Source organism: Pseudomonas sp. P8_241, from assembly GCF_034008315.1.
Taxonomy (GTDB): domain Bacteria; phylum Pseudomonadota; class Gammaproteobacteria; order Pseudomonadales; family Pseudomonadaceae; genus Aquipseudomonas.
In genome coordinates this window covers 5493186-5511872 of the sequence record NZ_CP125377.1, presented here as the reverse complement: position 1 = coordinate 5511872, position 18687 = coordinate 5493186, and the positions used below count along the sequence as shown (strand labels likewise).

Genomic DNA, 18687 nt, shown 5'->3' with positions numbered 1-18687 from the left:
CTGTTGATCTTTTGGCGTCGGTGAAGACGCCAAAAGATCGCAGGCTTCGCCAGCTCCTACGGAACCGTGGTTACCAGCAGATACCTTCGGTCCGGCCAGTCACGCTGGTGGCCTTGGACATGAAACCGACCAGGTCGATCACTTGCTTGCCGTGCGGAACGTTCTGCGCCAGGGCGCGGAATTTCTCGTCACGGTTGCCAAGGATGATCACGTCGGAGTTGTTGATCACCGCGTCGAAATCGGAATTGAGCAAGGACGAGACGTGCGGGATCTTCGACTCGATGTAGTCCTTGTTCGCACCGTGAACACGGGCGTATTCGACGTTGCTGTCGTAGATGCTCAGGTCGTAGCCCTTGCCGATCAGCATTTCCGCCAGGTCCACCAGCGGGCTTTCGCGCAGGTCGTCGGTGCCGGCCTTGAAGCTCAAGCCCAACAGAGCGACTTTGCGTTTGTCGTGGCTGGAAACGATGTCAAAGGCGTTCTGTACCTGGGATTCGTTACTGCGCATCAGCGAATTGAGCAGCGGCGCTTCAACGTCCAGGGAACCGGCGCGGTAGGTCAGGGCGCGCACGTCTTTGGGCAGGCACGAACCGCCGAAGGCGAAGCCTGGGCGCATGTAGTACTGGGACAGGTTGAGGGTCTTGTCCTGGCAGACCACGTCCATCACTTCCCGACCGTCAACGCCGACGGCCTTGGCGATGTTGCCGATCTCGTTGGCGAAGGTCACCTTGGTGGCGTGCCAGACGTTGCAGGTGTACTTGATCATCTCGGCAACGGCGATGTCCTTGCGAATGATCGGCGCGTCGAGTTCCTCGTACAGCGATTGCAGAACGTCACCCGAGGCCTTGTCGAACTCGCCGATGACAGTCATTGGCGGCTGGTCGTAGTCGGCGATGGCGGTGCTTTCACGCAGGAACTCAGGGTTCACGGCGACGCCGAAATCAACGCCGGCCTTCTTGCCGGAGCAGTCTTCGAGAATCGGGATGACCACATTGGCCACGGTGCCCGGCAGCACGGTGCTGCGCACGACGATGGTATGGCGGGTGGTCTTGTCACGCAGGACAAAACCGATTTCGCGGCACACGGCCTCGATGTAGTTCAGTTCCAGATCGCCGTTCTTCTTGCTCGGCGTGCCGACGCAGATCATCGACAGGTCGGTGTCGCGAATCGCCTCGGCGAAGTTGGTGGTGCCACGCAGACGACCGGTCTGGATACCTTGTGCCAGAAGTTCGCCCAGGCCCGGTTCAACAATCGGCGAACGGCCTGCATTGATCATATCGATCTTGTCTTTGGCAACATCGACGCCGACAACGTCATGGCCCCGTGCAGACAGGCAACCGGCGCAGACTGCGCCAACGTAACCCAAACCAAATATGCTGATGCGCATCGCAATTACCTCTCTGTTATCAAGACTGTGTTCAACAAGCCATTAGATGGCCGGAGTTAATGGTGTTCAGCGTTCATAGTGCACTCGCAAGTGCGCCGTTCAGGCGCAACAATGCCGTGTGCGGGCATATAAGTTACGAGTGTCTAAATAAGTGCACTCAAGGTGTGCGTAACAAGGCCTTATTGTTATGACTTGCCCTGTTATGCAGCCGTTCGTCCTTTTTAAAGGTGTCGGTGCACAAGTCGTGCGCGCTTGATGTCAGGCCGAGAGCCCGTAGATCAAGCGGTTGGGTGCTCTGGCGAGCACGTTTATAGGGGCGCGGCCATGGCCGTGTAGGGGATATTCAAGTCGCGTATCTCCTCTCAATCCTGTGTTGCCCAAATCAGGGATTAATCAGCGAAAGTTGGTCTTGCAACTTTGCTACATGAATCACTTCTCTGCGTAAGTTATCTCGTACAGAAACGGCGATAATCGTTACCGGTGGTATGAGCGGTGCATTTGGACATAGTTCCAGTCCATCCATCGCGAAAGCTGAAATTTCTTGAAATATTGAGAAAGATGGCACTGCTCTCATATTGATAGCACTTGCCGTTTCGCCCTTTATATATAGGCGGATAATTGGCGAGGATAGTTTTTTGCCATCACTGTTAAAAAAAGTCAGTGCCACTACGGAAAAAAAAGCTTGAAGTCGAGTGAAACTAAAGTCAGAAAACTGATCGATGGTTTTTTGGCGTCAAGTCTTTGTCGACTCGAGGGGGGGATTGTCGGACAATCAATAGGGCTGCACGAGGGTTTTCAAGCCCTCGTGCGACAGGCTTTAGCATTACTCCGGCGCGTGATCGCGCAGGAACACAAAGCTGTCGGGTTTGGACTGTTCAGCGCTGTAGCGATAGCCCTGCACATCGAATTGTTTGAGGGCCGCCGGGTCGTTGATGCGTTCCTCGATGACGAAACGACTCATCAGGCCTCGAGCCTTTTTCGCGTAGAAACTGATGATCTTGTACTGACCGTTTTTCAGGTCCTTGAACTCGGTGTTGATGATGCGTGCGTTGAGGGCGCTGCGTTTGACCGCCGAAAAATATTCGTTGGAGGCCAGGTTAAGCAGTACGTCGTCACCTTGATCGGCGAGGGCTTCATTCAACCATTCGCTGATACGCGTGCCCCAGAACGCATACAGGTCCTTGCCGCGGGCGTTGGCCAGTTTGGTGCCCATTTCCAGTCGATAAGGCTGCATCAGGTCCAGTGGGCGCAGCAAACCGTACAGACCTGAGAGCATGCGCAAATGCTTTTGGGCGTAGTCGAAATCGGCTTCGCCGAGGGTTTGCGCATTCATGCCGGTGTACACGTCGCCCTTGAAGGCCAGCAGTGCCTGCTTGGCGTTTTCCGGGGTGAAGGCCGGCGTCCAGCTGCCGAAGCGCGCGGCATTGAGGCCACCGATCTTGTCGGAGACGTGCATCAGCTCGCTGATCTGCGCCGGGGTCAACTCGCGCAATTGCAGGATCAGTTCCTGGGAATGGTCGAGGTATTGCGGCTGGGTGAAGCGCTGCGTGGCCGGCGGTGTTTCATAGTCGAGGGTCTTGGCGGGTGAAATCACCATCAGCATGAAGTCGTCTCCTTTAATCGTGGCGGCGATTCTAGGGGGTTGTCGGCGTTGACTCCAGCTATGAGCGTGATAGGTGATCGGTGGTGTCATGGGACAAAATCGCAGCCTCGCTTTGCTCGACAGCTCCTACAGGACCGAGTTGGCTCAAAATTGGAACCGGATCGCGTAGGAGCTGCCGTAGGCTGCGATCTTTTGAGCTTCCCGCGATATAGTGCCGCGCGTGTTTTGTTATGGAGACTTCCTTTGCGCATCGCTTTATTACTCTATGCCTGGCTGTTGAGTTTCGGCGCCCTGGCGGCTTCGGGCGATGTGGCGACGCTTGATCGCAGCACCTGGCCGGAGAAGCTCACCAATCCGACGTTGTTCGACGTGGCATCACGGGCTGAAATCCTCATGTTCGCTCGCGTATTGCTGTCCAGCGAGTCTCTGGATGAGCCAACGTTGGCCCGGCAGCTGGGCTTGCGCACCCTCAACATGGAATCGGTCACCCGGGTTCGCCAGCACCTGTGGCAGCGCTTGCTGAGTAGCTATAACTTCGCCCAGCAAAGCTGCGATCAGGACGCCTCGTTCTGTTTCCTGGTCGAGGATATGCCCACCTTGCGCGAGCAAGCGGCCAAATTTCAGCTCAGCGAAGACAGCTACTACATCAAATGGGCCGAGCCGAGCCGACAGTTCCATACCCGATACCTGGACGAGCAACTGCGCAAGGCGGCGCTGTTTCCACAGACCAGTAGCGAAGTCGATCGTTTTGGCGACTTTGAGCGCAACGGCGACGCGATGCACGACCGGCTGTTTTTACTGACGCTCGACAGTGCCGCCAACGCTGCGCCGGACAACACCGTCTGGGTTGCCGAGTACCTGCGCAAGTCGAACATGAGCGGGACATTTTTTGTCCTCGGCAAGGATGTTCAGGCGCGTTTGAATGAGGGGGCGGTGGCCAGCCTGCAATCCACTTACTCAAAGCAGTGCGTCGGCGTGCAGGGTTGGGAGTTTCGCTCCCACAGCCATTGGCAGGACTGGCAGGACTCGGTCCGGCGCAGCGCTGACCTGGCAAAAAGCAAACTGCCGGAGAACTTCGTGCCGCTGTTTCGCCCGCCCGATGGCCAGCGCCGTTCTGACGCCGAAGGTTTTTTCAACGACCAGGGCTTGCAGGTGGCGCTGTGGGACATCGACGCCCAGGACGGTGCCGGCAAGCTCAAGGGTGATCAGAGCGCGCAACGGGTGCTGACCCTGATGCTGTTGTGGCGTCACGGTGTGATCAATTTCAATGTGAAGCAGGATGGGGTGAGAACAGCGCTGCCCTGGCTGGTCACGCAAACGGCGCCTGTCGGGATCGGTTGGGAGGATTGTCAGGACGGGTTTCGCTGAATTCGACGAAAGCCCGGAAACATTGGGGCAGAGGCGATTTTGGGCGGGAATTCGTTGCAGGTTGATCTCCGACTGTAAACGGGTGATGGCAGTCCGCCAAGTGCTATTGGTCATTCTGAAAAATAAACTTCAAAAAAACGTCAAAGTACTTTTTTCTGTCACACGTTTTGGAGTATTACGAAGACAGACCGCCGAAACCTGCAACACAGGTGGCGTCTTCCAAGACCCCGCATGTAGGCAGAACACTTGAGTCCCCGCAGGTGTATTCGGCAGTCACTTCAAGGCGCAGCACCGTCAAGGTATTGCGTCGAATGGCTCCCACAAAGGTGACCGAGTATGGATGATCACGGACGTAGCTCTTCTTCCAACCAGCCAATCCTTTATGTACTCGATACCAACGTATTGATTCACGATCCAAACGCGCTGCTTAACTTCGAAGAACACCACGTCGCCATCCCGATGACCGTGCTGGAAGAGCTGGACAAGCTCAAGAGCGGGCATCACAGCGTTGCCGCCGAATGCCGCCAGGCCATTCGCCTGATCGACAAGACCCTGGGCGATGCCTCTCCCGAGGACGTCGAGCAAGGCGTGCCGATCCAGCGTGGCAAGAGCGGACCCAAGGGTTTGCTGTCAATTCTGATGAGCAAGCATGCCGAGCCGAACCTGATTCTGCCCGAGCACCTGAACGACAACAAAATCATCAACCAACTGATCGATCTGCACGCACGCGATCCGAAGAAGCCCGTGGTGCTGGTTACCAAAGACATCAACATGCGCCTCAAGGCCCGCGCCTGCGGGATCGCGGCCGAGGATTACAGCACCGACCAACTGGTCGACGACGTTTCGCTGCTGCCTAACGGTTATCACAACATGACCGGCTCCTTTTGGGACCGTGTGAGCAAGGTCGAAACCCGTCAGGACCACGGCCGCACCTGGCATCAGGTGCAGTTGATCGACAATCTGCCGGCGGTGCACATCAACGAGTTCATCATCGACGAGCAGGGGTTTGTCGGCTGGATCAAGGAGATCGAAGAAGACAAGCTGCTGATCCTGGACCTGCACCAGGAGCCGCTGTTGCATCAGGAAGCCTGGGGCCTGAAACCGCGTGACATCTATCAGAGTCTGGCGCTGTACGCCTTGCTCGATCCGGACATTCACCTGGTCAACCTCTCCGGTGCCGCCGGTTCCGGTAAAACCATCCTGGCGCTGGCCGCAGCCATCGAACAGACCATGGTCAGCAAACGTTATCGCCGCATTATCGCCACCCGTAGCGTGCAGGGCCTGGACCAGGAGATCGGTTTCCTGCCCGGCACCGAAGCAGAAAAAATGGAGCCCTGGCTCGGCGCCATCACCGACAACCTCGAAGCCTTGCACATGGATGACGAAAGCACCCATGGCAGCGTCGACTACATCCTCAGCAAAGTGCCCTTGCAGTTCAAATCCCTCAACTACATTCGAGGTCGTAGCTTCCAGCAGAGCCTGATTTTGATCGACGAATGCCAAAACCTCACGCCGCACCAGATGAAAACCATCATCACCCGTGCCGGCGCCGGTTCCAAAGTGGTGTGCCTGGGTAACCTCGCACAGATCGACACCCCTTACCTGTCCGCGACCAGCTCCGGGCTGACCTACCTGACTGAACGCTTCAAGGACTTCCCGAACGGGGTGCACATCACCCTGCAAGGGGTGCCACGTTCGATCCTGGCCGAATACGCCGAAACGCATCTGTAACTGCATCACCAAAACCGGGCGGCCCTCGCGGGCCGCCCGTTTTTTTTGCCGTACGCAAAACCCTGTAGGAGCTGGCTTGCCAGCGATGGGGCCATGAGCCTTGCGGTGAACTCGAGTCCGCCATCGCCGGCAAGCCAGCTCCTACAGGTTGTGGTACGTCCGATAATCGTGCGTGCGAAAAATTGACCCGCAGGTTTACAATCGACGCTCCTGATCAGGAGTAATCCCGTGCTGACTCATCTCGATTCCCAAGGTCGCGCCAACATGGTCGACGTCACTGAAAAAGCCGTGACGTTCCGTGAGGCGACGGCCCAAGCGCTGGTGCGCATGCTCCCCGAAACCCTGCAGATGATCGTCAGCGGCGGTCATCCCAAGGGCGATGTGTTTGCCGTAGCGCGTATTGCCGGCATTCAGGCAGCGAAAAAAACCAGCGATCTGATTCCTCTGTGCCACCCGTTGATGCTGACCGGCGTGAAAGTCGAACTCAGTGCCGAAGGCGACGACTGCGTGCGCATTGTGGCGCGCTGCAAGCTGTCCGGGCAGACCGGTGTCGAGATGGAAGCCCTGACCGCGGCCAGCGTCGCGGCGCTGACTATCTATGACATGTGCAAGGCCGTGGACCGTGGCATGACCATCGAAAGCGTACGCTTGCTGGAGAAAGTCGGCGGCAAGAGCGGGCATTTCCAGGCGGACCCGTCATGAACATCACCGTGAAGTTTTTTGCTCGTTATCGTGAAGCGCTGGGTGTGGATTCGGTAAAGGTGGAAGGCCAGTTCGCGACCGTCGATGACGTCCGTGCGTTGCTGGCTCAGCGTGATGGTGCGGATGTATTGAGAGAGCAGAATCTGATGTGCGCCCGCAACGAGGATCTGTGTCAGTTAGACGAACCGGTGAGCGACGGTGACGAAGTGGCGTTCTTCCCGACTGTAACCGGAGGCTGAACCATGGCCATTCGCGTGCAGTCCACGCCGTTCGACCCAGGGGCCGAGGTCAACGCCATGCACGATGCCAATGTCGGCGTAGGCGCGGTGGTGAGTTTTGTCGGCTACGTCCGCGACTTCAATGACGGGTTAGACGTTGCGGGGATGTTCCTTGAGCACTACCCGGGCATGACCGAAAAAGCCCTTGGCAAGATCGCCATCGAAGCCGAGCAGCGCTGGCCGTTGCTCAAGCTGGAGGTGCTGCATCGCATCGGTGCCCTGGAGCCGGGCGAGCCGATCGTCTTCGTCGGTGCCGCCAGTGCTCACCGTCAGGCGGCGTTCGATGCCTGCGCCTTTGTCATGGACTACCTGAAAACCCGTGCACCGTTCTGGAAGAAGGAAAACACCAGCGACGGGCCGCGCTGGGTCGAGGGGCGTGACAGCGATCATGCGGCGGCGGATCGCTGGAACAAATAACCTCTGCAGTGCACTTCAATCAGCCATCGCTAGCAGGCTAGCTCCCACAGGTTTTGTGTGCACCGCAAATCCATGTGGGAGCCAGCCTGCTGGCGATGGCGTCATATGCACCTCTAAAAATCTTGATGATTCACCACCCGACCATCGACCGGAACGGGCTGCATTTGCCTCATTGACGATTTATACATAAAAGTCCAGTATGGAATTATAAGTACAACAAAGGTTTCCCCGTTTCAGCTTTTTCTTCTGTCTTGCCAAACCAACAACAACCGCGAGAAAACGAACATGAAGAAGTTTCCCCTCATCACCGGTCTGGCCCTGAGCCTGTTGGCGTGCAGCTCTGTGTTTGCCGCCGAGAAAACCCTGCGCATCGGTATTGAAGCGGCTTATCCGCCGTTCGCATCCAAGAGTGATAAAGGTGAAATCGTCGGTTTTGACTACGACATCGGCAATGCCTTGTGCGCGCAGATGAAGGTCAAGTGTGTGTGGGTCGAAGGTGAGTTCGACGGTCTGATTCCTTCTTTGAAAGTGAAGAAAATCGACATGGCGCTGTCGTCCATGACCATCAACGAAGACCGCAAGAAGTCGGTGGATTTCACCCACAAGTACTATTTCACTTCGTCGCGCCTGGTGATGAAGGACGGCGCCGTCGTTGACGACCAGTACGCCAGCCTTAAAGGCAAGAACATCGGTGTGCAGCGTGCAACCACTACTGACCGTTATGCCACTGAGGTGTTTGAACCCAAGGGTATCAACGTCAAGCGCTACAGCAACAACGAAGAGATCTACATGGACCTGGCCGCCGGTCGCCTTGATGCGATTTTTGCCGACACCATTCCTCTGAACGACTTCCTGCAGATGCCGCGTGGCAAGGGTTACGCCTTTGTCGGGCCGGAGCTGAAAGACCCGAAATACGTGGGTGAGGGCGCCGGGATCGCGGTGCGCAAAGGCAATGGTGAGTTGGTCAGTGAGCTGAACACAGCCATTGATGGTATTCGTGCCAATGGCGAGTATCAGAAGATTTCGGACAAGTATTTCAAGTCCGACATCTACGGCGACTGATCAAACGCCATCGCTAGCAGGCTAGCTCCCACAGGTTTTGTGTACACCGAAAATCCATGTGGGAGCCAGCCTGCTGGCGATGGGGCCGGAACAATCCCTGCAAATGATCAGCCCTTCAATTCCTTCAAATGCTTGTACACCGTCGCCCGCCCCATGTTCAGCACATTGGCCACGTAGTTCGAGGCGCTTTTTCCCTTGAACGCGCCTTCGGCGTGCAGCGCCAACACCAGTTCACGTTTGTGGTCGCGGGTCAGGACGTTCAGGCTCAGCTGGCGTTCGCGCAGCCAGGCGTGCAGGAAGGTGTTGATCCGTTCCTGCCAGTCATCGCGAAACAGTGAATCCGGTTGCGGGATCAACTTGGTCGGCGACAGGAACAGGTCCAGTGCGGCCTTGGCATTTTCGAACAGCGAAATATTCAGGTTGATGCACAACACCGCCAGCGGATGACCTTCGCTGTCGCGCAAAACGGTGCTGAGGCTGCGAATCTTCTGACCATCCCAGTTGAGCTTTTCGTACGGCCCGATGTTTCGTTCGCTGACGTCATCGCTGAGCATGTCTTCCAGCGCCGAGTCATCGCCGATTTCCCGTTTTGACAGGTTGTTGGCGATGTAGTCGACCTTTTGCGTGCGCAGGTCGTGCAGCACCACCTCGGCATGGGGAAAGAACAACGTGGCGATGGCATCGGCGATCGCCCGGAAGTTATCCAGAGAGGTGTTGTTCAGGGCCGTGTCGGTTTCAGGGGCGTTCATACAGTGGAGCTCCAGGCAGCGTCAGCGCCCATGGGAGGGCGCTGAAAGTGTGCCGTAATCGTGTGGGCACGTCACCTGCGGGCAACGATCAACCCAGGCGGGCAGGGGACAACATCTCGGCGCTCAGGCCGAAACGGGTGAGTGGCTCGGGCAGGGCTTCACCGCGCACCAGCGCCGCACTGGCCTGACCCATGGCCGGCGAGGTCTGGATGCCGTAGCCGCCTTGCGCCGCGACCCAGAAAAGACCAGGTACCTGCGGATCGAACCCGGACAGCAAATCGCCGTCACTGACGAAACTGCGCAGACCGGCCCAGGTGCGGGTCGGACGGCGGATGGTCAGGGTCGTGGCTTCTTCGATCTGGTAGATGCCCATGGCGATGTCCAACTCTTCGGGCTGCACGTCGTGAGGATCCACCGGGTCGGCGTTGGCTGGCGAGCCGAGGAACATGCCAGCGTCGGGTTTCATGTAGAAGGATTCGTCGAGGCTGACCAGCATCGGCCAATGGTGGATGTCCACGCCTTCGGGGCCGGCGAAGATGAACGCGGCGCGGCGCTTGGGTTGCAGGCCCAGCGGCTGTGCTCCGGCAAGTGTACCGATCTTGTCGGCCCAGGCGCCGGCGGCGTTGATGATGATCGGCGCGCTGAAGGTCTGGGTGTTGGTCTGAACCTGCCAGACACCTTCGGCGTCTCGGCTCATGCTCTGTACTTCGCAGTCGGTGTGGATTTCACCGCTATTGCGGCGGATACCGCGCAGATAGCCCTGGTGCAGGGCGTCGGTGTCGATGTCACTGGCGGTCGGGTCATAGATCGCGCCATGGACTTTTTCGCGACGCAGGATCGGCACCCGCGCGCAGGCTTCCTCGGCGCTGAGCAATTGCATCTCCGGCACCGTGGTTTTCGCGCTCTGGTATTGCCGGTTCAGCTCATCCGGGTCACCAGTCAAGTCCACGGTCATTTCGCCCCGGGGGGTCAGCAGCGGGTGTTCACAGAAGCCGCTTGGCGGGTTGTCGAAAAAATCCCGGCTGGCCTGGGTCAACGCCCGCACTTGCGGGGTGCCATACGCGGCGGTGTACAGCGCTGCGCTGCGTCCGGTTGAGTGATAAGCCGGATGGGATTCGCGTTCGAGCACGATCACGCGAGCATGCTGCGATAGCCAGAAACCGGTGGAAGCGCCGGCAATTCCGCCGCCGATGATGATGAAGTCTGCCTGGCTCATGAACGTCTCCAGTTGGGGCGTAATTCTCAAAATTGAAGAGATCTCCCTGTAGGAGCGAGCCTGCTCGCGATGGTGTGTCAGTCGACATCAATGTGTCAGATACACCATCGCGAGCAGGCTCGCTCCTACAGGGGTTGTGGTGTTAGTGAGATAGGCGATAGATCGCATTGGCCAGCGCAATGTCTTCCAGGCCCAGGCCGATCGAGCGGAAGAACACGTGCCGGTCATAGTCCGGACGCTGTACTTTTTTGCTGATCAGGTCAGGCAAGTCACCGACAATCGCGCTGTTGTCCCAACCGTGCTCTTCGGCGGCGATCAGCATTTCACCGGCCGAACCTGGTGTGGTCAGGCGATAGTCGCAGAACACCTGCATATCATTGAGGCTCTTCGGTGGCACTTCGTGGGCACGCGGTGCGTTGGTGCTGATGGAGGTGATCAGCGCGGGTTTGCGCAAAGTTGACGGGTCGATCACAGGTCCGGCGGAAGATGTGCACAGCATGATCACGTCGGCCTCCTGAACAGCGGCTTCTCGACTGTCCGCGATGTTCAGGCGTGGCTCGATGTTTTTCAGCAGGCTCACGGTTTCGGCATCTTCACCCAGGCTCGGCGAATACACGCTGATGCTCTGCCAGTCACGCAATCCCTTCACGTAATGCAGATGTGCCTGGGCAACCTTGCCGCTGCCGATTATCGCCAGGCGAGTGGCGTGCAACGGAGCGAGTGCATCGACCGCAACAGCCGTCGTTGCAGCGGTGCGAGCAGTGGTCAATTCACCGGCATCGCAAAGCAACAGTGGCTGCCCGGTTTGCATCGACATCAGCAGCGTCCACGCCGTCACCAGCGGGCCTTGCTCGCGCACGATATACGGAGAGGTCTTGACCCCATAGACACCGTCTTCCGCCAGCACACCCAGATAGTTGATGAAGTCGCCCGCACCCTGCGGAAACTCAACCAGTTGCTGCGCCGGTTGCACGGCTTGCCTCGACGCCAGGTCATGAAACAGTTTGCGCAGGATCTGCGGAACGTCGACTTGCGCCAGTAACTCGCGAGCCTGGGATTGGTTGATCACATGGGGCGTACTGGACATGGTCGGCTCCGAACACTCGAATTAAACTAATTTGTCCATTATGGACTTTTAGTTGTTGCGAGCAAGCGCCTGTTGAAAAATCCAGACGAAAAAAAAGCGCAGACCGTTTCCGGCTGCGCCTCTTTCTGCAAGGAGTCCGTTAAGGACGCTTGCGCTCAACCGCCCGCAGCAGATGCGTCGGAGGGGTTTCGCAGCTGATTTTCTTGCCCAGCAGCGCCTCGATGGACGGCAACTGGTAGGAATCGTCTTCACCGGCAAAACTGATGGATACACCATCGGCACCGGCGCGACCGGTTCGGCCGATGCGGTGCACGTAGTCGTCCGGAACTTCCGGCAGGGTGAAGTTGATCACGTGGCTGATGCCATCGATGTGGATGCCGCGACCGGCCACGTCGGTGGCGACCAGTACGCGGATCTTGCCTTCGCGGAAACCTTCCAGCGTCTTGATGCGCTTGTGCTGCGGCACGTCGCCGGACAGTTGCGCGGCGTTGATGCCGTCACGCACCAGGCGTTCTTCGATGCGCCGCACTTCATCTTTGCGGTTGGCGAACACGATGACCCGCTCCCAACCGTTGTCGTTGACGAGGTTGTAGAGCAGTTTGTATTTATCTGCGCCGGCCACCGCGTAGATGTGCTGCTCGACGTTTTCGTTGGCCACGTTTTGCGACTCGATCTCGACGATCGACGGGTCGGTGGTCCATTGCTTGGCCAGGTTCATCACGTCTTCGGTGAAGGTCGCGGAGAACAACAGCGTCTGACGCTCGGACTTCGGCGGGGTCTGGCGAATGATCTGGCGTACTTGCGGGATGAAGCCCATGTCGAGCATGCGGTCGGCTTCGTCCAGCACCATGACTTCAACCATATCCAGGTGCACGTCGCCGCGCTGGTTGAAGTCCAGCAAACGGCCCGGCGTAGCGACGAGGATGTCGCAGTGACGGGCTTCGAGGTGCTTGAGCTGCTTGTCGAAGTCCATGCCGCCGACAAACGTCATGACGTTGAGGCCGGTGTACTTGGTCAAGTCAGCCGCGTCCTTGGCGATCTGCACCACCAGCTCACGGGTCGGGGCGATGATCAACGCGCGCGGTTCACCCATGTAGCGCTCTTTCGGCGGCGGGGTTTGCAGCAGCTGGGTGATGATCGAGACCAGGAACGCGGCGGTTTTGCCGGTACCGGTCTGAGCGCGGCCGATAGCGTCTTTGCCGGCGAGGGTGTAGCCCAGCACCTGAGCCTGGATCGGCGTGCAATACGGAAAACCCAGATCCTGGATGGCGTGCATCAGTTCAGGGGCGAGTTTGAAATCGTGGAAGCGGGTTTTGCCTTCCTGGGGTTCGACGACGAAGTCTTCGAGTTTCCACGGGATGACCGGGGCTTTCGGCTTTGGTTCACGCCGTGGCCTGGCGGGTTTTTGCGCTTCAGCGTGCGATTGCTCGGAGGCCATTGGTGCGGCAGGCTCAGTTGCCGGAGCGCTCTGCGGCTCGTGTGTCGGTGCCGCGACTGAGGCGGTCCGGCCAGGCTGATTACCGTCGGTGCGGTGGCTGGGACTGTGAGACGGAGCGCTGGTGACTGGCGCGAGTTGCTCAGTCTCGCTTTTACCGAACATTTTCTTGAGTGCTTTGAGCACGGTCATCTCATCAATTGGTTAAGTGCCGGCCAGTGTAATGCAAGAATCGGGCGCGGCGTAGAGGGATGGATCAAAGGGCGCTTTTAAACGTATTCGATCAACGCAAGCGTTCGGCAAGCCAGGTGCCGATGTCGCGAATCTCCTCGGGTAACACTTCGTGGCCCATTGGGTATTCCTGCCATGTCACGGTGACACCACGCTGCTTCAGGTGCTCGTAGGCGCTGCGTCCCATCGCGTTCTGCACCACATCATCGTATTGACCGTGCAGGCTCAAAACCGGAATGCGCTGCTGGCTGGCGGACAACTCCACTGCATCATTAAAGGTTGGCGCATAAGTGGAGAGGGCAACTACGCCACCCAACGGTCCCTGCCATTTCAGAAACGCGGTGTGAAAGACCACCGCGCCACCCTGGGAAAAACCGGCCAGAAAAATCCGCGAAGGGTCTATTCCGCAGGCGCGCTGTTCTTCGATCAATTCGATGACCCGATTCGCAGATGCTTCAAGTTGCTGCTCGTTAATCGAACGGGCCGGGCTCATGGCCAATATGTCGTACCAGCTCGGCATCTCGTAGCCGCCGTTGATGGTGACGGCGCGGGTCGGTGCCTGGGGCAATACGAAACGGGTGCTCAGCAGGATTTCCTGAAGGGCTTCAGCGACGGGCAGGAAGTCGTAGCGATCGGCACCGAGGCCGTGCAGCCATATAACGCAAGCGTCTGCGGTCTTTACAGGCTGAAGAATCAAGGGCTCGGTCATGTCTGCTCCAAATGTGTGCGCGCGCGCTCAATAAGTGCGTAGCCGGAGTGCGCGTCTGGTTGATCCGTTACGAAGATGTCGCAAGGGTACAAGTTTTCCTATTGACCTGTCCCGTAATGGCTTCGGCAAGCGGTGTGGTACGGGCTTTGCTATGGGGAAGCGGTGCAACCCATCTCGCGTGCGGCGGTAACACTATCAGTCGAATGCCGAGCGTGGGATAGCAAAGAATCCGGTGATGGATGTTCGCCAGTGACCGATACGGGCTTTGCGAACGTGAAAGGGCTACAGCCCGTTCGGCCGATTGGTGAGAAGTGAGTTATCCATGATGTGGATTTTCTCCTACTAGACTCATAGCTAACGTCTTACGTCGGTTGACCCCAAAACAAGCCAACACGGGTCGACTACGCCTCAAAAGGGTGCGACAGGACTCACGCTCCGACACAACAAGAGCAAAACTGGAGGTTTGAATGAAGATGTTGAAATCCACCCTGGCGATCGTGACTGCAGCCGCAGTACTCGGTGTCAGCGGGTTTGCCCAGGCGGGCGCAACCCTGGATGCAGTGATGAAGAAAGGTTTCGTGCAGTGTGGCGTCAGCGATGGTCTGCCAGGCTTCTCGGTTCCGGATTCCACCGGCAAGATCGTCGGTATCGATGCTGACTATTGCCGCGCTGTGGCCGCTGCCGTGTTCGGTGACGCGACCAAGGTCAAGTTCAGTCAGTTGAACGCCAAGGAGCGCTTCACCGCGCTGCAGTCCGGCGAAATCGACATCCTGTCGCGCAACACCACCATGACCAGCTCCCGTGACGCCGGCATGGGCCTGAAATTCCCGGGTTTCATCACCTACTACGACGGCATCGGCTTCCTGGTGAACAACAAGCTCGGCGTGAAAAGCGCCAAAGAGCTGGATGGCGCGACCATCTGCATCCAGGCCGGTACCACCACCGAGCTGAACGTTTCCGACTACTTCCGTGGCAACGGTCTGAAATACACCCCGATCACTTTCGACACCTCCGATGAAAGCGCCAAGTCGCTGGAATCCGGTCGTTGCGACGTGCTGACTTCCGACAAGTCCCAACTGTTCGCCCAGCGCAGCAAGCTGGCCGCGCCGAAGGACTACGTGGTTCTGCCGGAAACCATTTCCAAGGAACCGCTGGGCCCGGTCGTGCGTAATGGCGACGACGAGTGGCTGGCCATCGTGCGCTGGACTGGCTACGCCATGCTCAACGCTGAAGAAGCCGGCATCACTTCGCAGAACGTCGAAGCTGAAGCCAAGGGCACCAAGAACCCGGACGTAGCTCGTCTGCTGGGTACCGACGGTGAATACGGCAAAGACCTGAAAGTGAAGAAAGACTGGGTGGTACAGATCATCAAACAAGTCGGCAACTACGGCGAAGTGTTCGAGAAAAACCTCGGCAAGAGCACTCCGCTGGAAATCGACCGCGGGCTGAACGCTCTGTGGAACGCTGGCGGCATTCAATACGCACCACCAGTGCGCTGATGGTTCTATCACCCGGTGGGCCAACCACCGGGTGATGTTCTGTTCCATTATTTGCGGGGCACTACATGCAAAATTCAATCGGCGCACCCAAGCAGAGGCTCAGCCTCAGCGATCCGCGAGTGCGTGCGTGGGTATTTCAGATCATCACGATTATCGGGGTGGTCTCGCTGGGCTGGTATCTGTTCGATAACACTCAGACCAATCTGCAACACCGGGGCATTACCTCCGGTTTTGACTTTCTGGAGCGCAGTGCCGGTTTCGGCATCGCTCAACATCTGATCGATTACACCGAAGCGGACAGTTATGCCAGGGTGTTTGTCATCGGCCTGCTCAACACGCTGCTGGTGACCTTCATCGGCGTGATCCTGGCGACGATCCTCGGATTCATCGTCGGTGTGGCAAGGCTGTCGAAGAACTGGATCATCGCCAAGCTGGCGACGGTGTACGTGGAAGTCTTCCGTAACATTCCACCGCTGCTGCAGATTCTGTTCTGGTACTTCGCGGTGTTCCTGACCATGCCGGGACCGCGCAACAGTCATAACTTCGGCGACACTTTCTTCGTCAGCAGCCGTGGCTTGAACATGCCGGCGGCGTTGATGGCGGACGGTTTCTGGCCGTTCGTGGCGAGCGTCGTGGTGGCCATCGTCGCCATCGTGCTGATGAACCGGTGGGCCAACAAGCGCTTCGAAGCGACGGGCGTACCCTTCCACAAGGTCTGGGTCGGCCTGGCGCTGTTCCTGGTGATCCCGACGCTGTGTGCACTGATTTTCGGCGCGCCAGTGCATTGGGAAATGCCCAAGTTGCAAGGCTTCAATTTCGTCGGTGGCTGGGTGTTGATTCCGGAACTGCTGGCGTTGACCCTGGCCCTGACGGTCTACACCGCGGCGTTCATCGCCGAGATTGTGCGTTCGGGCATCAAATCGGTCAGCCACGGCCAGACCGAAGCGGCGCATTCCCTGGGCCTGCGCAACGGTCCGACCCTGCGCAAGGTCATCATCCCGCAAGCCCTGCGCGTCATCATTCCACCGCTGACCAGCCAATACCTGAACCTGGCGAAAAACTCTTCGCTGGCGGCCGGTATCGGCTACCCGGAAATGGTCTCGCTGTTTGCCGGGACCGTGCTCAACCAGACCGGCCAGGCGATCGAGGTGATTGCGATCACCATGAGCGTGTACCTGGCGATCAGTATCAGCATTTCCCTGCTGATGAACTGGTACAACAAGCGCATTGCGCTGATCGAGCGGTAAGGAAAAGCGCATGAGCACTCATACTTTCAAACCTGACATGCCCCCACCGAGCAGCAGCATCGGTGTGGTGGCGTGGATGCGCGCGAACATGTTCTCCAGCTGGCTCAACACCCTGCTGACCCTGTTTGCGTTCTACCTGATCTACCTGGTGGTTCCACCGATTCTTGAATGGGCAATCATCGACGCCAACTGGGTCGGCACTACCCGCGCCGACTGCACGAAGGAGGGCGCCTGCTGGGTGTTCATCCAACAGCGTTTCGGCCAGTTCATGTACGGCTACTACCCGCCGTTACTGCGCTGGCGCGTGGACCTGACCGTGTGGCTGGCGATCGTCGGCGTGGCGCCATTGTTCATCTCGCGCTTTCACCATAAAGCGGTGTACGGGCTGAGTTTTCTGGTGCTGTACCCGATCATTGCCTGGTGCCTGCTGCACGGCGGTGTATTCGGTCTTGACGCCGTGGCGACCAGCCAATGGGGCGGTCTGATGCTGACCCTGGTGATCGCCACCGTCGGCATTGCCGGTGCGTTGCCGCTGGGTATCGTCCTGGCGCTGGGCCGTCGTTCGAACATGCCGGCGATTCGTGTGGTCTGCGTGACCTTCATCGAATTCTGGCGCGGCGTGCCATTGATCACAGTGCTGTTCATGTCCTCGGTGATGCTGCCGTTGTTCCTGCCAGAAGGCATGAACTTCGACAAGCTGCTACGAGCGCTGATCGGCGTGATCCTGTTCCAGTCGGCCTATGTGGCCGAAGTGGTGCGCGGTGGTTTGCAGGCGATCCCCAAGGGGCAGTACGAAGCCGCTGCCGCGATGGGCCTCGGGTACTGGCGCAGCATGGGCCTGGTGATTTTGCCGCAAGCCCTGAAGCTGGTGATCCCCGGGATCGTCAACACCTTCATCGCGCTGTTCAAGGACACGAGCCTGGTGATCATCATCGGCCTGTTTGACCTGCTCAACAGCGTCAAGCAAGCCGCCGCCGACCCGAAATGGCTGGGTATGGCCACTGAAGGCTACGTGTTCGCCGCCCTGGTGTTCTGGATTTTCTGTTTTGGTATGTCGCGCTATTCCATGCATCTGGAACGCAAGCTCGACACTGGCCACAAGCGTTAGGAGTTCTCTGTAAATGAGCGAAGCAATCAAACAGCCTGTGAGCCCTGAAGGCATTATTCAGATGCAGGGCGTGAACAAGTGGTACGGCCAGTTCCATGTACTGAAAGACATCAACCTCAACGTCAAGCAGGGCGAGCGAATCGTGCTGTGCGGCCCGTCGGGTTCCGGCAAGTCCACCACCATCCGCTGCCTCAACCGTCTGGAAGAGCACCAGCAGGGCCGCATCGTGGTCGATGGCGTGGAGCTGACCAACGACCTCAAGCAGATCGAAGCGATCCGCCGCGAAGTCGGCATGGTGTTCCAGCACTTCAACCTGTTCCCGCACCTGACCATCTTGCAGAACTGCACCCTGGCACCAATGTGGGTGCGCAAGATGCCCAAGCGCAAGGCCGAGGAAATCGCCATGCATTACCTGGAACGCGTACGCATTCCGGAGCAGGCGCACAAGTACCCGGGGCAGCTGTCCGGCGGTCAGCAACAGCGTGTGGCGATCGCGCGTGCACTGTGCATGAAACCGAAAATCATGCTGTTCGACGAACCGACTTCGGCGCTCGACCCGGAAATGGTGAAAGAGGTGCTCGACACCATGATCGGCCTGGCTGAAGACGGCATGACCATGCTCTGCGTGACCCACGAAATGGGCTTTGCCCGCACCGTGGCCAATCGCGTGATCTTCATGGACAAGGGGGAGATCGTCGAACAGGCTGCGCCGAACGACTTCTTCGACAACCCGCAGAACGACCGCACCAAGCTGTTCCTGAGCCAGATCCTGCATTGATCGAAGCCAGGCAGTGAAATAAACCCGGACTGAGTTCCGGGTTTATTTTTGTCCTCGATTTTGCCGATGCTGCGTAGGAA

17 protein-coding genes are annotated in these 18687 nt (G+C 58.2%); 10 read left to right on the top strand and 7 right to left on the bottom strand.

The features are described from left to right. Positions 1-70 precede the first annotated feature (70 nt). Together QMK58_RS24670 and yaaA are read right to left on the bottom strand one after the other, a co-directional pair. The gene (locus QMK58_RS24670; RefSeq protein ID WP_053155030.1) at positions 71-1387 is read right to left on the bottom strand and encodes a nucleotide sugar dehydrogenase; all 1317 of its coding nucleotides are present in this window, start codon (positions 1385-1387) and stop codon (positions 71-73) included. Positions 1388-2210: 823 nt separating this feature from the next. Beyond that, entirely contained in the window at positions 2211-2990 is a 780-nt protein-coding gene (yaaA, locus tag QMK58_RS24665; protein ID WP_053155032.1) for a peroxide stress protein YaaA, read from the bottom strand. 243 nt (positions 2991-3233) lie between these two features. Here yaaA and QMK58_RS24660 point away from each other — a divergent pair, with 243 nt between their 5' ends. The 6 genes from QMK58_RS24660 (at position 3234) to QMK58_RS24635 (ending at position 8548) form a co-directional block, all read left to right on the top strand. Continuing rightward, positions 3234-4358: a polysaccharide deacetylase family protein gene (locus QMK58_RS24660; protein WP_320395569.1), complete on the top strand. Its 1125-nt coding sequence runs from the start codon at positions 3234-3236 to the stop codon at positions 4356-4358. 336 nt (positions 4359-4694) lie between these two features. Continuing rightward, on the top strand, positions 4695-6089 hold the full coding sequence (locus QMK58_RS24655) for a PhoH family protein (RefSeq protein WP_053155035.1): 1395 nt from the start codon (positions 4695-4697) through the stop codon (positions 6087-6089). Between the two features lie 228 nt (positions 6090-6317). Continuing rightward, positions 6318-6791, top strand: a complete 474-nt coding sequence (gene moaC, locus QMK58_RS24650) for a cyclic pyranopterin monophosphate synthase MoaC (protein ID WP_053155043.1) — start codon at positions 6318-6320, stop codon at positions 6789-6791. Further along, positions 6788-7030 (top strand): molybdopterin converting factor subunit 1, encoded by a 243-nt coding sequence (moaD, locus tag QMK58_RS24645; RefSeq protein ID WP_053155045.1) that lies wholly within the window; start codon positions 6788-6790, stop codon positions 7028-7030. The genes moaC and moaD overlap by 4 nt, the downstream gene beginning before the upstream one ends. A 3-nt stretch (positions 7031-7033) precedes the next feature. Beyond that, positions 7034-7486: a molybdopterin synthase catalytic subunit MoaE gene (moaE, locus tag QMK58_RS24640; RefSeq protein WP_053155047.1), complete on the top strand. Its 453-nt coding sequence runs from the start codon at positions 7034-7036 to the stop codon at positions 7484-7486. Positions 7487-7771: 285 nt separating this feature from the next. Then, positions 7772-8548 (top strand): ABC transporter substrate-binding protein, encoded by a 777-nt coding sequence (locus tag QMK58_RS24635; RefSeq protein ID WP_053155049.1) that lies wholly within the window; start codon positions 7772-7774, stop codon positions 8546-8548. Between the two features lie 107 nt (positions 8549-8655). Here QMK58_RS24635 and QMK58_RS24630 read toward each other — a convergent pair whose 3' ends face one another. The 5 genes from QMK58_RS24630 to QMK58_RS24610 all read right to left on the bottom strand — a co-directional run bounded on the left by QMK58_RS24630 (position 8656) and on the right by QMK58_RS24610 (position 13975). Beyond that, positions 8656-9297, bottom strand: a complete 642-nt coding sequence (locus QMK58_RS24630; protein WP_053155051.1) for a transcriptional regulator — start codon at positions 9295-9297, stop codon at positions 8656-8658. An 88-nt stretch (positions 9298-9385) separates the two neighbouring features. Next, a complete protein-coding gene (locus tag QMK58_RS24625) occupies positions 9386-10513 on the bottom strand; it encodes an NAD(P)/FAD-dependent oxidoreductase (RefSeq protein ID WP_053155053.1) in 1128 nt (375 codons plus the stop codon). Positions 10514-10655: 142 nt separating this feature from the next. Continuing rightward, positions 10656-11600, bottom strand: coding sequence for an ornithine cyclodeaminase family protein (locus QMK58_RS24620; RefSeq protein ID WP_320395568.1), 945 nt, complete (start codon positions 11598-11600; stop codon positions 10656-10658). 139 nt (positions 11601-11739) lie between these two features. Then, positions 11740-13227 (bottom strand): ATP-dependent RNA helicase RhlB, encoded by a 1488-nt coding sequence (gene rhlB / locus QMK58_RS24615; RefSeq protein ID WP_053155058.1) that lies wholly within the window; start codon positions 13225-13227, stop codon positions 11740-11742. 91 nt (positions 13228-13318) lie between these two features. After that, positions 13319-13975 carry an alpha/beta hydrolase gene (locus QMK58_RS24610; RefSeq protein ID WP_053155059.1) on the bottom strand — a complete coding sequence of 219 codons (657 nt, stop codon included), beginning with the start codon at positions 13973-13975 and terminating at the stop codon, positions 13319-13321. 467 nt (positions 13976-14442) lie between these two features. Here QMK58_RS24610 and QMK58_RS24605 point away from each other — a divergent pair, with 467 nt between their 5' ends. From QMK58_RS24605 to QMK58_RS24590, 4 genes are all read left to right on the top strand, one after another. Next, positions 14443-15474, top strand: coding sequence for an amino acid ABC transporter substrate-binding protein (locus tag QMK58_RS24605; RefSeq protein WP_053155060.1), 1032 nt, complete (start codon positions 14443-14445; stop codon positions 15472-15474). A gap of 65 nt (positions 15475-15539) precedes the next feature. Beyond that, on the top strand, positions 15540-16721 hold the full coding sequence (locus QMK58_RS24600; RefSeq protein WP_053155061.1) for an amino acid ABC transporter permease: 1182 nt from the start codon (positions 15540-15542) through the stop codon (positions 16719-16721). Between the two features lie 10 nt (positions 16722-16731). Further along, positions 16732-17829 (top strand): amino acid ABC transporter permease, encoded by a 1098-nt coding sequence (locus QMK58_RS24595; RefSeq protein WP_053155064.1) that lies wholly within the window; start codon positions 16732-16734, stop codon positions 17827-17829. Between the two features lie 13 nt (positions 17830-17842). Further along, on the top strand, positions 17843-18607 hold the full coding sequence (locus QMK58_RS24590) for an amino acid ABC transporter ATP-binding protein (RefSeq protein ID WP_003178331.1): 765 nt from the start codon (positions 17843-17845) through the stop codon (positions 18605-18607). The last annotated feature ends 80 nt before the right edge of the window (positions 18608-18687 follow it).

Excerpts from the sequence above, each read along its gene's own strand:
- QMK58_RS24670 (WP_053155030.1), bottom strand. The coding sequence starts at position 1,387 with ATGCGCATCAGCATATTTGGTTTGGGTTACGTTGGCGCAGTCTGCGCC.
- yaaA (WP_053155032.1), bottom strand. The coding sequence starts at position 2,990 with ATGCTGATGGTGATTTCACCCGCCAAGACCCTCGACTATGAAACACCG.
- QMK58_RS24655 (WP_053155035.1), top strand. The coding sequence starts at position 4,695 with ATGGATGATCACGGACGTAGCTCTTCTTCCAACCAGCCAATCCTTTAT.
- moaD (WP_053155045.1), top strand. The coding sequence starts at position 6,788 with ATGAACATCACCGTGAAGTTTTTTGCTCGTTATCGTGAAGCGCTGGGT.
- moaE (WP_053155047.1), top strand. The coding sequence starts at position 7,034 with ATGGCCATTCGCGTGCAGTCCACGCCGTTCGACCCAGGGGCCGAGGTC.
- QMK58_RS24635 (WP_053155049.1), top strand. The coding sequence starts at position 7,772 with ATGAAGAAGTTTCCCCTCATCACCGGTCTGGCCCTGAGCCTGTTGGCG.
- QMK58_RS24630 (WP_053155051.1), bottom strand. The coding sequence starts at position 9,297 with ATGAACGCCCCTGAAACCGACACGGCCCTGAACAACACCTCTCTGGAT.
- QMK58_RS24625 (WP_053155053.1), bottom strand. The coding sequence starts at position 10,513 with ATGAGCCAGGCAGACTTCATCATCATCGGCGGCGGAATTGCCGGCGCT.
- QMK58_RS24620 (WP_320395568.1), bottom strand. The coding sequence starts at position 11,600 with ATGTCCAGTACGCCCCATGTGATCAACCAATCCCAGGCTCGCGAGTTA.
- rhlB (WP_053155058.1), bottom strand. The coding sequence starts at position 13,227 with ATGACCGTGCTCAAAGCACTCAAGAAAATGTTCGGTAAAAGCGAGACT.
- QMK58_RS24610 (WP_053155059.1), bottom strand. The coding sequence starts at position 13,975 with ATGACCGAGCCCTTGATTCTTCAGCCTGTAAAGACCGCAGACGCTTGC.
- QMK58_RS24605 (WP_053155060.1), top strand. The coding sequence starts at position 14,443 with ATGAAGATGTTGAAATCCACCCTGGCGATCGTGACTGCAGCCGCAGTA.
- QMK58_RS24600 (WP_053155061.1), top strand. The coding sequence starts at position 15,540 with ATGCAAAATTCAATCGGCGCACCCAAGCAGAGGCTCAGCCTCAGCGAT.
- QMK58_RS24595 (WP_053155064.1), top strand. The coding sequence starts at position 16,732 with ATGAGCACTCATACTTTCAAACCTGACATGCCCCCACCGAGCAGCAGC.
- QMK58_RS24590 (WP_003178331.1), top strand. The coding sequence starts at position 17,843 with ATGAGCGAAGCAATCAAACAGCCTGTGAGCCCTGAAGGCATTATTCAG.